The sequence below is a fragment of the Pelagivirga sediminicola genome, assembly GCF_003072125.1.
Lineage (GTDB): Bacteria > Pseudomonadota > Alphaproteobacteria > Rhodobacterales > Rhodobacteraceae > Roseovarius > Roseovarius sediminicola.
The window spans coordinates 381,726-396,326 of record NZ_QCYH01000001.1; the positions used below are offsets into that span (position 1 = coordinate 381,726).

General features: G+C 67.5%; 10 protein-coding genes. 1 reads left to right on the forward strand and 9 read right to left on the reverse strand.

The genetic code is table 11. The annotated features are described in order from the left end of the window. Window positions 1-63 precede the first annotated feature (63 nt). Entirely contained in the window at window positions 64-2,544 is a 2,481-nt protein-coding gene (locus tag DC366_RS01800) for a penicillin acylase family protein (protein WP_108690461.1), read from the forward strand. 10 nt (window positions 2,545-2,554) lie between these two features. On the opposite strand, the gene hflX is transcribed toward DC366_RS01800, so the two are convergent. The 9 genes from hflX to dusB all read right to left on the reverse strand — a co-directional run bounded on the left by hflX (window position 2,555) and on the right by dusB (window position 14,510). Then, a complete protein-coding gene (hflX, locus tag DC366_RS01805; protein ID WP_108690462.1) occupies window positions 2,555-3,889 on the reverse strand; it encodes a GTPase HflX in 1,335 nt (444 codons plus the stop codon). Between the two features lie 27 nt (window positions 3,890-3,916). Beyond that, window positions 3,917-4,156, reverse strand: a complete 240-nt coding sequence (gene hfq / locus DC366_RS01810; protein WP_076533031.1) for an RNA chaperone Hfq — start codon at window positions 4,154-4,156, stop codon at window positions 3,917-3,919. Window positions 4,157-4,318: 162 nt separating this feature from the next. Next, entirely contained in the window at window positions 4,319-5,863 is a 1,545-nt protein-coding gene (locus DC366_RS01815; protein WP_207768643.1) for a TrkH family potassium uptake protein, read from the reverse strand. Between the two features lie 2 nt (window positions 5,864-5,865). Further along, a complete protein-coding gene (gene trkA, locus DC366_RS01820; RefSeq protein WP_108690463.1) occupies window positions 5,866-7,242 on the reverse strand; it encodes a Trk system potassium transporter TrkA in 1,377 nt (458 codons plus the stop codon). A gap of 101 nt (window positions 7,243-7,343) precedes the next feature. Then, window positions 7,344-8,726: a nitrogen assimilation response regulator NtrX gene (gene ntrX / locus DC366_RS01825; protein WP_108690464.1), complete on the reverse strand. Its 1,383-nt coding sequence runs from the start codon at window positions 8,724-8,726 to the stop codon at window positions 7,344-7,346. Continuing rightward, window positions 8,723-10,960, reverse strand: coding sequence for a sensor histidine kinase NtrY-like (locus tag DC366_RS01830; RefSeq protein WP_108690465.1), 2,238 nt, complete (start codon window positions 10,958-10,960; stop codon window positions 8,723-8,725). Before DC366_RS01830 ends, ntrX begins: the two co-directional genes overlap by 4 nt. 135 nt (window positions 10,961-11,095) lie before the next feature. Further along, window positions 11,096-12,454 carry a response regulator gene (locus tag DC366_RS01835; RefSeq protein ID WP_108690466.1) on the reverse strand — a complete coding sequence of 453 codons (1,359 nt, stop codon included), beginning with the start codon at window positions 12,452-12,454 and terminating at the stop codon, window positions 11,096-11,098. Next, a complete protein-coding gene (locus tag DC366_RS01840) occupies window positions 12,454-13,524 on the reverse strand; it encodes a two-component system sensor histidine kinase NtrB (RefSeq protein WP_108690467.1) in 1,071 nt (356 codons plus the stop codon). The genes DC366_RS01835 and DC366_RS01840 overlap by 1 nt, the downstream gene beginning before the upstream one ends. After that, a complete protein-coding gene (gene dusB / locus DC366_RS01845; RefSeq protein WP_108690468.1) occupies window positions 13,521-14,510 on the reverse strand; it encodes a tRNA dihydrouridine synthase DusB in 990 nt (329 codons plus the stop codon). Before dusB ends, DC366_RS01840 begins: the two co-directional genes overlap by 4 nt. Window positions 14,511-14,601: the final 91 nt, after the last annotated feature.

The following is a 14,601-nucleotide window of genomic DNA, read 5'->3' on the forward strand; positions in this document are numbered from 1 at the left end:
CCATTGCCCACAGCCTCGTTTCTGACTATCCCCTGCGCCAGTGAAAACGCAAGGCGGGGCCGCATGGCGCAGGTGTTCAAATGGCTGATCCGGATCGCGGGCGCATTGGTCGCGCTGGCGGTGCTGGCGGTGCTGGGCCTTTATTTCCTGCTGTCGCGATCGCTGCCCGATTATGACAAGACGCTGGAGATCGCGGGCCTGAATGACAGCGTGGAGATCGTGCGCGACAATGCCGATGTGCCGCATATCTTCGGCCAGACCGAGGAGGACGTGTTTCAGGCGCTGGGATACGCCCATGCGCAGGACCGGCTGTGGCAGATGACCATCCTGCGCCGCACCGCGCAGGGGCGCCTGTCCGAGGTGTTCGGCGTGCGCAGCCTTGCCATCGACAAGCTGATGCGCCGCTTTGACATCTACGGCGCCGCGCGCGCGTCGGTCAGGTGGCAGGATCCGGCGACGCGCGCGGCGCTCGATGCCTATGCGCGCGGCGTCAATGCGCGGCTGGCCGAGATCAACGACAGCGCGCTGGGACGCGGCGCGCCCGAGATGTTCCTGTTCAACGCGCCCATCGCGCCGTGGGTAGCCGCCGATTCCGTCGCCATCATCAAGCTGATGGCGGTGCAGATGTCGAGCCATCTGCAGACCGAGGTGCTGCGGGCGCGCCTTACCACGGTGCTGGAGGATCCCGCCCGCGTCGAGGATATCCTGCCCGACGCGCCGGGCAGCGGCATCGCCGCGTTGCCCAAATACGCCAGCTTCTTCGCGCCCGGCGCGCTGCCGCGGCTTGCGGGCGGCGGTGCGCCCGCGGCGCAGGATCCGCTGTCGCCGATCCGGCCGCCTGCGCTGGCCGGGGCCTCGAACGCCTTTGCCGCCGCGCCGTCGCGCTCGGCCGCGGGCGGCACGCTTTTGGCGAATGATCCGCATCTGGGGCTGACGGCGCCGTCGATCTGGTATCTCGCGCGGCTGGAGCTGTCATCGGGCGGCGTCATCGGCGCGACCATTCCGGGCGTGCCGCTGGTGCTGAGCGGGCGCAGCGACACGCTGGGCTGGGGCATCACCTCGGCCTATCTGGACGATCAGGACGTCCATATCGAAGAGCTGAACCCCGACGATCCCGAGCAGTACCGCACGCCAGACGGGTTTGCCCGGTTCGAGACGCGCCGCACGATCATCCTCATCAAGGACAGCGCGCCCGTCACGCTGACCCTGCGGCGCACGGAAAACGGCCCCGTACTGCCCGGCTCGCAATTCGATCTGGCGGATGTGACGCCGGCGGGGCACGTCGCGTCCCTGTCATGGACCGCGCTCAGCCCGCGCGACACGACGATGAGCGCGGGCATCGACCTGATGCGCGCAGGCAGCATCGAGGCGGCGCTGGCCGCGGGCGAGAAATTCGTCGCCCCCGCGCAGGTTCTGACCGTGGTCAGCGCGGACCGCATCGCCATGAAGATGGTCGGCGCCATGCCGCGCCGCCACGCCGAGCATGACACTGAAGGGCGCATGCCCAGCCGCGGCTGGATCGCGCATAACCGCTGGCAGGGGCGGCTGCCCTATTCGGCCAACCCCGAGTTCATCGACCCGCCCGGCGGCATCCTCGGCAACACCAACAACAAGATCGTCGATCGCCCCTTTCCGCTGCATGTCAGCCACCATTGGGGCGACACGCAGCGCATTCACCGCTGGCAAAAGCTGATGCAGGGGCGCGAGGTGCATACCCGCGACAGTTTCATCGAGGCGCAGCAGGATATCGTCAGCTTTACCGCGCGCTCGCTCTTGCCGCTGATCGGCGCGGATCTGTGGTTCACCGGCGAAAGCGCGGCCGAGGGCACGCCGCTGCGCCTGCGCCAGCGCGCGCTGGCGCTGCTGGCCGACTGGAACGGCGAGATGAACGAACACCGCCCCGAGCCGCTGATCTATGCGGCCTGGCTGCGCGCGCTTGGCAAGCGGCTGTTCCAGGACGAGCTGGGCCCGCTGGCGGACGCGTTCACCCATACGGACCCGGTCTTTGTCGAGCGGGTGTTCCGCGACATCGACGGTGCCTCGGCGTGGTGCGATGTCAAGCAATCGACCCCGGTGGAGACGTGCACCGACATCGCGCGCCTCGCGCTTGACGATGCGCTGGTCTGGATCACCGAGCGCTATGGCACCGCGCTGGAATCGCTGCGCTGGGGCGATGCGCATCAGGCGGTGCAGGATCACCCGGTGCTGGGCTCGGTGCCCGGCCTGCGCTATTTCGTGAACATCCGCCAATCGACCGGCGGGGGCGATCACACGCTGCAGCGCGGCCGCACCAGCGGCACCGGCCCCGATCCGTTTCAGAACGTTCATGCGGCGGGGTATCGCGGGGTCTATGATTTCGCCGATCCCGGCAGCAGCGTCTTCATCATCTCGACCGGGCAATCGGGCCATTTCCTCAGCCGGTATTACGACGATCTGGCGCAGCTCTGGCGCCGGGGCGAGTATATCCCGATGTCGCTGGATCCCGAACTGGCGCGCGCGGGCGCCGTGGGCGTGACGGTGTTGCTGCCAAAAAAAGGCGACTAAGGCAGGGGAGCTAAAGCGCGTCGAACTCGGCGCGCTGGCGGGCGGTCCAGCGCACGGTGAGGGTATAGCCCTCGTCGCCCTGCGCCTCCTGCTCGATCAGGTCATGCGCGTGCAGCCATGCGCGGCGGCGCCCCTCGGCATAAGGCAGCGCGATCTCCTCGCGGCGCACATCGCCGGTCAGCATCACGCCGATGCGGTCGATCAGTGCCTGCATCCCCTCGCCCGTCACCGCGCTGAGCGCGACGACATCCTCGGTCCGCTCGGCGCGGATCATCAGACCGTCATGCTCTTCGCGGTCCAGCAGATCGATCTTGTTCCAGACCTCGATCCGGGGGGTCTCCTGCTCGACCTTGAGGCTGGTCAGGATTTCCTCGACATCGGCCTTCTGCGCCTCGGTCTCGGGGTGGGCGATGTCGCGCACATGCACGATCAGATCGGCGCTCAGCACCTCCTCCAGCGTCGCGCGGAACGCCGCGACCAGCTCGGTCGGCAGGTCCGAGATGAAGCCGACCGTGTCGCTCAGGATGATCTCCGGCCCGCCGCCGGGCAGCGCGATACGCCGCATCGTCGGGTCAAGCGTGGCGAAAAGCATGTCCTTTGCCATGACCTCGGCGCCCGTCAAGTGATTGAAGAGCGTTGATTTTCCGGCGTTGGTATAGCCCACGAGCGCGACGATGGGAAACGGCACCTTGGCGCGTGCCGCGCGGTGCAGCGTGCGCGTCTTGGCAACCTTGTCCAGCTGGCGGCGCAGGCGCACCAGTTGCAGGTCGATCGCGCGGCGGTCCGCTTCGATCTGCGTCTCGCCGGGGCCGCCGACAAAGCCATAGCCGCCGCGCTGCCGCTCAAGGTGGGTCCAGGCGCGCACCAGGCGCGTGCGCTGATAGCTGAGCGCGGCCATCTCCACCTGAAGCACGCCCTCGCGGGTCGCGGCGCGGTCGCTGAAGATCTCAAGGATCAGGCCGGTCCGGTCCAGGATCTTGACGCCCCAGTCCTTTTCCAGATTGCGCTGCTGCACCGGCGTGACCGGCCCGTCGATCAGTACCAGCTCGATCCCGGCCTCTTCGAACTGGCTCTTCAGCTCGGCGATCTTGCCCTTGCCGAACAGCTTGCCGGGATGCACCTTGGGCAGCCGGACCACCTGCCCGCCCTGCACCTGCAGTCCCGGCAGCGCACGCCCCAGCGCGACCGCCTCCTCCAGCGAAAGCGCGGGCGTGCGGGCGCTGCCGCCAGCCTTGTAGATGTCGGGATGCAGCACCCATGCGCGGGTGTCGCGGGCGCGGGTATCACGGCCCTGCCGTTCGAAAACGGCGCCGTCCTCGCCGCCGCCGGTGACGTCATCATCCATCAATGGAAGGCCTTGGAGAGGTGCGGATCAGGCCGCATCGTCACCGTCATAAAGGCTGATCGGCTGCGACGGCATGATCGTGGACACGGCATGTTTGTAGACCAGTTGCGATTGACCGTCGCGGCGCAGCAGGATGCAGAAATTGTCGAACCAGGTAATCACGCCCTGCAGTTTCACGCCGTTGATCAGGAACACCGTCACCGGTGTCTTGGTCTTGCGCACCTGATTGAGAAATGCGTCCTGAAGGTTCTGCCGGTCAGTTGCCATGATTGGTCCCCAAATCCATTTATTCTTGCACGTGCCGCGGATCGGCATTCGAAGGTCATATGCATTCCAATATGATGCGGTGCGGTCCAAGTTTCCAGCCCCAAAATCGGGCCCGCCTTACGGGTTCCGCAAATGGGCAGATCGCCGCCACCCGAGGGCGCGTCAGTCGCGCCAGAGGCTGGGGCTGACCAGCGCGATGATGGCCAGCGTCTCCAGCCTGCCCAGCACCATGGCGGCGCAGATCACCAGCTTGGCGGTGGGCGCCATGAGGCTGAGCGCGATGGGCACCTCGCCCGCGATCTGCGTCAGCGGGCCGGTCGTGGAGAGCGCCGCGATGGCCAGGATGATCGACTGCTCGAACGTCATTCCCAATGCGGCAAGGATGACGGTGATCAGCGCCAGTGACATCGCGAAGAGCATGAAGAAGATCCACGCGACGAACGCGCCCTGCCGCCGCATCCGGCGGCTGCGGGCCCCCGCGCGCCCGACCGAGGAGGGATGGACCAGCCGCTCCATCTCGCGCTGGCCATTGAGGTAGAGCGCGTAGACCCGGAGAAGCTTGACCCCGCCTGCCGTGGTGGCGACGCCCCCGCCGATCAGCGCCGTGCCCAGCAGGATCAGCCCCGGCGCGCCGACGCCCGACCAGCTGCGTGCCTCGTCCCAATAGGCGCTTTCGAAGCCGGTGGTGGACAGGAAGGAGGCGGTGCTGAACAGCGCGCCCCAGAGCGCGCCGAGCGCCGTCGGCAGATCCTCGACATCCTGCCCCTCGAACGCGCCGATCCAGTGCCGCGAGAACAGCAGCAAGGGAACGCCCAGCACGATCACCATGCCCAGTCGGAATTCGGGATCATTATGCAGGCCGGGCCGTTGCGAGGTGACGGTATCGGATGAAAAGGTCAGGCGCGACAGGGCGAACAGCATGAAGAAAAAGATCACCATCTCGCCGCCGACGCCGGAGCCGGCGTTCTGGACCCCGCCAATGGGAGAGATGCCGCTGGTCGCCAGCGTCGACATCGCATGCACCAGCGCCACTAGCGGCCGGTCGCCCGCGATCGCCAGAAAGAGCCACAGCGCGCCGGTCAGCCCCACATAGAGCGGGGCCAGCACGTAGGTCACCTGCGCCACGCGGCGGCCCGATCCGGCGCGCTGGAACCGGCCTTGGGCGTCATCCACCTGCCCCGGCTCGGCCGTCGCGGTCAGCTCGAATCCCCCCAGGTTGAGGGGCGCCAGCACCGCCGAGGCCGCGACCCACATCAGCAGCCCCCCCAGCCAGCCGACCATGCCGCGCCACAGATGCAGCGAATCGACAAGCCGACCAGGCATTTCAAACAGCGTCGCGCCGGTGGTGGTGAAGGACGAGACCATCTCGAAATAGGCATTGAGGAAGGTCGTGTTGCGCAGCCCCTCGTAGAACGGCAGCGCCAGGAACAGCGGCAGCGCCGCGAAGGCCAGAAACAGCGACAGAAGATTGTCCAGATCGCTGGCCTCGCGCCGCGCGTTGCCGCCCATGGCCAGCGCGACCAGCCCGATCACGATCAGCCCCAGCGCGCCGGAATAGGCGAAACTGCGCGACACCGTATGTTCGCTGTGCATCAGCGCATGCAGGGCCGGCACGAACATCGCCAGCGACGCGATCCCGGCCAGAAGCAGGATCAGCGGAAGGCGCGACAACGGCGCGATCAGCGCGATCTGCGTGCGCGCGGCCATGACTAGAAAAAGTCGATCGAGACCTGAAGCAGCTGTTCTACCTGCTCCACGTCCGATGCCATGGCGAAAATCACGATCACGTCGCCCTCGTCGATCCGCATGGCGCCGGTGGGTTTGAGGATCTTCTCCCCTTTCTGCACCGCGCCGACCAGCACGCCCTCGGGGAAATCGATATCGCGGATCTGGCTGCCCGCGATCGAGGAAGTCGACATCACCTGCGCCTCGATCACTTCGGCCTCGGCGTCGCCGATGGAATAAACGCCCCGCACGCGCCCATGGCGAATATGGCGCAGGATGCTGCTGACGGTGGTGGAGCGCGGGTTGATATAGGCGTCCACCCCGATCGGCTCCAGCAGGGGGACCAGCGTGGGATCGTTGATCAGCGTGATCGCGAAGGGGCAGCCTTCGGATTTGGCGCGCACGGCGGCCAGAAGGTTGGTCTTGTCATCGTCGGTGACCGCCAGCACGGCGTCGGCGCGCGATATGCCAGCCTCCTGCAGGATCGAGCGGTCCAGCGCATCGCCGTTCAGGACGATCGTGCGCTCCAGCGCGTCGGCGGCGCGTTCGGCGATGCGGCGGTCACGCTCGATTACCTTGGCCCGCAGGCCGCGCCCCTGCGCCTCCAGCGCCTTGGCCACCGCAAGGCCGACATTGCCGCCGCCAAGGATCACGACGCGCTCCTGCTTGTGTGCCTTTTTGCCGAAGACTTCGAGCGTGCGGGGAATATCCTCGTTCGGGGCAAAGACGTAAGCTTCGTCGCCGACAAACAGCTGATCGCCCGCCTCGGGCGCAAAAAGCCGTCCGTCGCGGCGCACGGCCAGAACCACCACCCGCAGCGTCGAGAAGAGGTCCGACAGCTGGCGCAGCGGCGTGTTGACGACCGGGCAATCCTCCTCCAGCCGCAGGCCCATCAGCTTGGCCTTGCCGGCCAGGAACGTCTCGGTGTCGAAGGCGGCGGGCGCGGCGAGGCGCTGCAGCGCGGCCTCGGCCACTTCCTTTTCGGGGCTGATGACGACGTCGATGGGCATGTGATCGCGCCGGTAAAGATCGGAATAGATCGCGTCCAGATAGGACTGGCTGCGCAGGCGCGCGATCTTGCGGCTGATGGCAAAGACCGAATGGGCCACCTGGCAGGTGACCATGTTCACCTCGTCCGAATGGGTCGCGGCGATGATCATGTCGGCATCGCGCGCGCCGGCGCGTTCCAGAACGTCCGGATAGCTGGCAAAGCCGTGCAATCCCTGCACGTCCAGCGTATCGGTCGCGCGGCGCACCAGATCGGGATTGTTGTCCACCACCGTCACGTCGTTCTTTTCGCCCGACAGATGGCGCGCGATCTGCCAGCCAACCTGACCGGCGCCGCAAATGATGACCTTCATGGCATGCCTTTCAAAGCTGCAGGCCTGATGTGCCTGACAAACGCGCGGCGGTCAAATGGTCTGAAGCGCCGATGCCGCGCGGGTTCGGCCGGGTCCGGCCGTCACCCCACCCGTGCAGGTGCCTTGCCCGATGTCACCACGCCCAGCGATTTCAGCTTGCGGTGCAGCGCGCTGCGCTCCATGCCCACGAACTCGGCGGTGCGGCTGATATTGCCGCCATAGCGGTTGATCTGCGTCAGCAGATACTCGCGCTCGAACGCCTCGCGCGCCTCGCGCAGGGGCATCGTGGCAAGCGATCCGGACAGCACCACGCGCCCGTCCCCCGGCGCGTTTTCGGCCTCGCCGGGCAGCTCGCGCGCCTCGATCTCGCCCGCGCCATCGCCCAGGATCAGCACCCGCTCGATCATGTTGCGCAGCTGGCGCACGTTGCCGGGCCAGGACATCGTCTGAAGCTGCGCGCGCGCCTCGGCGCTGAGCACGCGCAGCGGCAGGCCTTGGGTCTTGTTAAGCATGTCGATGAAATACTCCGCGAGCAGCGGTATGTCGTCGCGCCGCTCCTCCAGCGAGGGCACGGCGATGGGCACCACGTTCAGGCGGTGAAACAGCTCGCGGCGGAACCGGCCCTCGGCGATCTCATGCTCCAGATCGCGCGAGGTTGAGGAGATGACGCGCAGATCCACCTGCACCTTGTTCGCGCCGCCCACGCGCAGGAATTGCTGATCGACCAGCACGCGCAGGATTTTCGATTGCGTGCCCTGCGGCATGTCCGCGACCTCGTCGAAATAGATCACGCCGCCATTGGCCTCTTCCAGAAGGCCCTGCTCGATCCCCTTGTCCTTGCTCTCGCGTCCGAACAGCACCTCTTCCATGCGCTCGGCCTCGATCGAGGCGCAGTTGACGACGACGAAGGGCGCGCTGGCGCGGTTGGAATTGACGTGCACATAGCGCGCGGCCAGTTCCTTGCCCGACCCGGCCGGGCCCGACAGCATCACCCGCCCGTTCGAGCGTGTGACCTTGTCCAGCTGGCCCACCAGCGCGCGAAAGACGGCACTGTCGCCCAGCATGTCCGCCGGCGTCGTCTCGCGGCGCCGCAGGGTGGTATTCTCGCGGCGCAGGCGGCTGGTTTCCATGCCGCGCCGGATCACCACCATCAACTGGTCGATGTTGAAGGGCTTTTCGATGAAATCATAGGCGCCCTGCTTGATCGCGGCGACCGCAATCTCGATATTGCCATGGCCCGAGATGATGACGACGGGCACTTCGGGATAGTCGCGCTTGACAGCCTTGAGGATGTCGATGCCATCCATGTTGCTGTCCTTCAACCAGATGTCGAGGATCAGCAGCGCGGGCGGCTCGGCCGAGATGGCGGCCATCGCATCATCGGAATTGCCCGCCAGCCGCGTCTCATACCCTTCGTCGCCCAGAATATCCGAGATCAATTCGCGAATATCGCGCTCATCGTCCACAATCAAAATATCGCTCATGCCTGTTCTCCCATAGCCTCGTCTGCGTCCTCGCGGTCAATGCTCGTTTGTGTCACATCCAGCCGGATGATGGCCATTGCGCCCTTGTGCGCGCCCTCGTCAAAGGCGTCTGCATCCACCAGCGTCAGCGTGCCGCCATGCTCTTCGATGATCTTCTTGACGATCGGCAGGCCCAGGCCCGTGCCCTTGTCGCGCGTCGTCACGTAAGGCTCGAACAGGCGCGAGCGGTCTTCGGGCAGGCCGACGCCGTTATCGGCGATACGCAGCTCGGCGCGCCCGTCCACCCGGCCGCTCGTCACGCGGATCGTGGGGATGAAACCGTCGGGCGCCTGGCCTTTTTCGACAATGGTTTCCGTGGCTTCCCCGGCGTTCTTGATGAGGTTTGTCAGCGCCTGGCTGATCATCGTCGCGTCGACATCGGCCAGCAGCGGATCGGCGTCCAGATCGGTCTCGATCCGCACATCGGGCTGGCCGGCCTCCTGCAACAGCACCGCCTCGCGCAGAAGGCGCGTCAGGCTTTCGGGTTTGCGCTGCGGCTCGGGCATGCGGGCGAATTTCGAGAATTCATCCACGATGCGGCGCAGATCATCGGTCTGGCGCACGATCACGCCGGTCAGCTGCGCAAGGTCGGCGGCATCCGCGTCATTCAGAAGCTTGGCAAATTTGCGCTGCGTGCGCTCCGCGCTCAGCTTGATGGGGGTCAGCGGGTTCTTGATCTCATGCGCGATGCGGCGCGCGACGTCGCCCCAGGCCGCCATGCGCTGCGCCGAGACCAGATCGGTGACGTCATCGAAGGCCACGACATAGCCCTCGCGCCGGCCGGCCTCGGTGCGCCGTGTGGACATGCGCACCAGAAGGCTCTCCTGCTCGCCGCCGCGGGTGACGCGGATCTCGTCCTGCACGAAGCCCCCGCTGCTTTTGCGCAGACGTTTGAACAGATCGGCAAATTCCGGCACGGCGACGGCAATATCGACCGATTGGCGATCCTCCTGCCAGTCCAGCAGCTTTTCCGCGGCGCGGTTCACGAAGGTGATGCGCCCCTTGGGATCCAGCCCGACAACCCCCGACGACACCGATCCCAGCACCGAATCGAACAGGCGGCGGCGCCGCTCGATCTGTTCGGTGTTGGACAAAAGCGCGGCGCGCTGGCCTTTCAGCTGCCGGGTCATCTGGTTGAAGAAGGTGCTGAGCTGCGCGATCTCGTCGTCGCCCTCCTCCTCGCGGACCTGCACGTCCAGATCGCCCGCGCCGATGCGCTGCGCGGCGCTGGTCAGGCGCCCCACCGGGCGGGCCAGACGCTCGGCGAACCACAGGCCCAGCCAGACGGCGGCAAGGATCAGGATCACCGCGAATCCAAGGTAAAGCAGGCCGAATTCGAACAGGACGCGGCCCCGCTCGCTTTCGCGCTGCTGATAGAAATTCGCGGTCTCCTTGGTCTCGTCCAGCAGCGACAGGATATCGCCATCCACGTTGCGCGTGACATAAAGCAGCCGGTCGGCAAAGCCTTCCAGCGGGATCAGCGCGCGGAATTCGTTGTTGTCCCAATCCTGAATGATCAGCAGACCATTCGCCCGCGCGTCAGCAATCTGCGCGGCGTCCGGCTCTTCATAGTCGAACAGGTACGAGCTTTCGCCGCGGGCGCGGATTTCGCCGGTACTGTCGATGACGAAGGCCTCGCGCAGGCCGCGCTGGATCTCGCGCTGGCCCTCGGACAGGACCTGCCGGATGTCGCCGTCATCCATGAAAACGCTGCGCTGCTTGACCTCTTCGAGAAACCGCGCGACCGCCTGCGCGTCGATGATCAGATCGCGGCGATGTTCGTCCTCATAGGCTTCGGCGGCGGCGACCGAATTGCTGACGACCCGCCCGACGCGGTCCGAAAACCACGCTTCAAGGCCCATGTTGACCGACAGGGTGGCAAACACGGCGACGGTGACCGTCGGCAACAGCGCCATGACCGCGAACACGCCGGTCAGCCGCAGATGCAGCCGCGATCCCGCCGAGCGCGAGCGCCGCGCCGAGATCATCTGCACCACCTTTTGCAGGACCAGCGCGGCCACGGCGATCACGTAGATCAGATCGCATAGCAGGATCAGCCGCAGGACATTCGTCTGCGCGCCCTGATCGAGCGGCCCCATGACCAGAAAGGTCACCAGCGCCAGAACCGGCCCCAGAACCACCAGGCCCAGCGTGGCGAAATTCTGAAAACGCCGTGCGCGGCGCAGGCGCAACAAGCGCTCCCAGCCGGCTCTGCGTGTTCTTGCGGCCACCAACAGTCCCCTATGCCTTGGCGCGAAACAGGACGCGCCCACCACATCTGGTGCATCTTGGGCAGGTGCGCCGCATCATGCAACAGGTCTGTTGCGCTTTTACATCAACTTTCGGCGGCGTGTCACCTCAATATCAAGCATGGTCATTTTTTTGCGCAAGGTATTGCGGTTGATGCCCAGCAGCTCGGCGCAGCGCGCCTGATTTCCGCCCACGGCCTCCAGCGCGATTCGCAGCAGCGGCGCCTCGAATTCCGGCAGCAGCCGGTGATAAAGCCCATCGGGCGGCATCTGCGCGCCGTGCAGATCGAAATAGCGCTGTACATGCAGGGCGACCGCACCGGAAAGCGTGCCGGACGCCGCCGCGTCCGGCAGCGCCGCATCGCGGGCGTCCCGCGCCGCCGCCCCCAGAAGGGCCGAAACCTCGGACGCCGCGATCTGCGGCGCGCGCGCGCTCCAGGCCAGACGCCGCGCGGCGTGGCCCAGCTCGCGCACATTGCCCGGCCAGTCATGGGCGCAAAGCAGCTCCAGCGCGCCCGGCCCCAGCCGCCGGGGCGGCGCGCCCGCCTCCTCGGCGAGATACAGGAAATGCGTGACCAGCAGCGCAATATCATCGCGCCGCTCCGCCAAGGGCGGCATATCGATCCGCGCGCCGGCCAGACGGTGGTAAAGATCGGCGCGCGTCCCCTGCCCCGGCTGGGCCGCGGCGATGAAGCGCGGGCGCGCCTGCTGCATTTCGGCGGCGTCCACCAGATAAAGCGCGCGGGCCTGCGCCGCGCCGTCCATGTCCTGCACGCCGTCCAGCACGATCGTGCCCGCGCCTGCGCGTCTCAGTATCCTTGCCGGGGCCGCATCCGAGGCCAGATCACCGGGCGCCACACGAACGAAAGGCAGATCCCGGCGCCGCGACATGTCGTGCAGTGCCCGCGCGACCAGCGATTTTCCGGTGCCCTGCGCGCCCGCGATCCAGACCGGCAGATCGGCGTTCATCATATGCGCCATCTCGCGAAACAGCGCCTGCATCGGGGCGCTCTGCCCGATCAGCGGCACGTCGCCTTGCGCCTCCGCGGGTGCATCCGGCGCCCGCCGCGCGGGGCCCGCGCTGTCCAGCGCGCGGGCCGTGCGGGCCATGAGTTCGGGCAGATCGAAGGGCTTGGGCAGGTAATCCCACGCCCCGGCCTCGGCGGCGCGGATGGCGGTCATCACCGTGCTGCGGGCCGAAATCACGATCACCGGAAGGCCGGGCCGATCCGCGGCGATCTTGGGCAGCATCTCCAGTCCATTGCCATCGGGCATCATCACGTCGGTGATGACCGCATCGCCCAGCCCCTCGCCGATCCAGCGCATCAGCGTCGTCAGGCTGGAGGTTGCGTGCACCTTGCAGCCCGCGCGCGTCAACGCCTGCGTCAGGACCGTGCGGATGCTGCGATCGTCATCGGCGACCAGAACCGTGCCATCCATCAGCGCGCCTCCCCGGGTCCGGCCAGCGGCAGCGACAGGCGGAACACCGTGCGCCCCGGCTGCGAGGTCACGGCAATGCGGCCGCCGTGATCGGCCATCGTCCGCGCCGCCAGCGCAAGGCCAAGGCCGGTGCCGCTCTCGCGCCCGGACACGAACGGCTCGAACAGCGCGTCCATCAGCGCGGGCGGCACGCCGGGGCCGTCATCCACGACCTCGATCTGAAGCGGCAGCCGCGCGCCCGCGCCGCCCTCGCCGCGCAGATGCGCGCCATGCTCGAACCAGCTGCGCAGCCGGATGACGCCGCCGCCGGGCGCGGCGGCCTCGGCGGCGTTCTTCATCAGGTTCAGCAGCACCTGTTGCAGCATGTCGGGATCGGCCCATGCCTCGGGCAGGGACGGATCGTATTCCTCGATGATGCGCATGTCGGCGGCAAAGCCCAGCTGCGCGCTGCGGCGCGCGCGCGACAGCACGTCATGGATGTTGATCGCCCGCAGATCGGGGCGGGCGGGATCGCCGAACCGCTCGACCTGGTCCAGCAATGCCACGATGCGGCGGCTTTCGCTGACTATCAGATCGGTCAGTTCGCGGTCCGCCGTGTCCAGCGTCATCGACAGAAGCTGCGCCGCGCCGGTGATGCCCGCCAGCGGGTTCTTGATCTCATGGGCGAGCATGTCCGCCATGCCGATGGCCGAGCGCGCGGCGCGCGGCGCCGGCCCTTCGTGCAGGCCCTGCCCCGCCGGATCGCGCGGCGTGATGACGAGCAGCGTCGCGCAGGGCGGCGCCTCCATCGGCGCGATCGACAGGCTGCATCTTGCGCGCGCGGCGCCGATGGCAAGCTCATCGACGAAAAGCGGCGCGCCGCTGGCCTGCGCGCGTTCGAGCGCGGCAACCGGCGGCGTCTGGACCTGCAGCAGATCCCAAAGCGCGGCGCCCGCCGCGCTGCGCTGCGAGACGTTCAGGAACCCTTCGGCCGCCGGATTGATGCGCAGAACCGCGCCCGCGCCGTCCAGCATCAGCGCCGGCAAGGGCAGCGCGCCCCATAATGCGGCGTCTGACACGGGCCCGCTCATGCGGCCAGCCCGGTGCGCTGCGCCAACGCGCCCGGCAGCAGGTGCAGAACGGTGGCGGGGCTGTCTGCCGTCAGGATCTGCCTGCGCAGTAGGGCGTCCGCGCCGTCCAGATACCAGCCCAGATGCTTGCGCGCCACGCGGACGCCGAGGGCGGGGCCATAGAAATCCAGCATCGCCTCGTAATGCGCGCCGATCATGTCGACCAGCGCGGCGCCCTGCGGCACCACTGGCGCGGGCGTCCCATAAAGCCGGTGCGCCACCTCGGCCAGTGCCCATGGCCGCCCCTGCGCGCCGCGCCCGATCATGATGCCATCGGCGCCCGACAGCGCCAGCGCCCGGCGCGCGCTGGCCGCGTCCGTGATGTCGCCGTTGGCGATGACCGGGATACGCACCGCCGCCTTCACCGCCGCGATCGCGGCCCAGTCGGCGCGGCCCTTGTAGAACTGGCAGCGCGTGCGGCCATGCACGGTAATCATGCGGATGCCCGCCGCCTCGGCACGGCGCGCGATGTCGGGCGCGTTGAGGCACGCATCATCCCAGCCCAGCCGCATCTTCAGCGTGACCGGAACGCTGGCGGCGCGCACGACCGCCTCGATCAGGTGCAGCGCATGATCGGGATCGCGCATCAGCGCCGAGCCGGCGGCGCCACTGCCGCGCGCACGCGTCACCTTCTTGGCCGGGCAGCCCATGTTGATGTCGATGATACGCGCGCCGCCGGCCTCGGCGATGCGCGCGGCCTCGGCCATCCAATGCGCCTCGCAACCGGCCAGCTGCACCGCCGTCGCGGCCGCGCCGAGGCCCAGCTCGGCCTTGTCGCGCATCGCAGGCTTTGCCTCGACCATCTCCTGGCTTGCGATCATCTCGCTGACCACCAGCCCCGCGCCGAAGCGCGAAACGAGGCTGCGAAACGGCAGGTCGGTGATGCCTGCAAGCGGCGCCAGCAGAACGGGAGAGGCAAGCGGCGTGTCGGTCAAAGACAAGGGCATGGGCCGGTTCCTGAAATCACGCCGCCATCTCTACCCGCGGCGGGCCATGCGCGCAATGAATTGCAGCCCGCCGCGCGCCGCTATAGGCTGC

What these genes read in the sequence shown, in the direction of transcription:
- DC366_RS01800 (WP_108690461.1), top strand. Translation starts at nt 64, where the DNA reads ATGGCGCAGGTGTTCAAATGGCTGATCCGGATCGCGGGCGCATTGGTC.
- hflX (WP_108690462.1), bottom strand. Translation starts at nt 3,889, where the DNA reads ATGGATGATGACGTCACCGGCGGCGGCGAGGACGGCGCCGTTTTCGAA.
- hfq (WP_076533031.1), bottom strand. Translation starts at nt 4,156, where the DNA reads ATGGCAACTGACCGGCAGAACCTTCAGGACGCATTTCTCAATCAGGTG.
- DC366_RS01815 (WP_207768643.1), bottom strand. Translation starts at nt 5,863, where the DNA reads ATGGCCGCGCGCACGCAGATCGCGCTGATCGCGCCGTTGTCGCGCCTT.
- trkA (WP_108690463.1), bottom strand. Translation starts at nt 7,242, where the DNA reads ATGAAGGTCATCATTTGCGGCGCCGGTCAGGTTGGCTGGCAGATCGCG.
- ntrX (WP_108690464.1), bottom strand. Translation starts at nt 8,726, where the DNA reads ATGAGCGATATTTTGATTGTGGACGATGAGCGCGATATTCGCGAATTG.
- DC366_RS01835 (WP_108690466.1), bottom strand. Translation starts at nt 12,454, where the DNA reads ATGGATGGCACGGTTCTGGTCGCCGATGACGATCGCAGCATCCGCACG.
- DC366_RS01840 (WP_108690467.1), bottom strand. Translation starts at nt 13,524, where the DNA reads ATGAGCGGGCCCGTGTCAGACGCCGCATTATGGGGCGCGCTGCCCTTG.
- dusB (WP_108690468.1), bottom strand. Translation starts at nt 14,510, where the DNA reads ATGCCCTTGTCTTTGACCGACACGCCGCTTGCCTCTCCCGTTCTGCTG.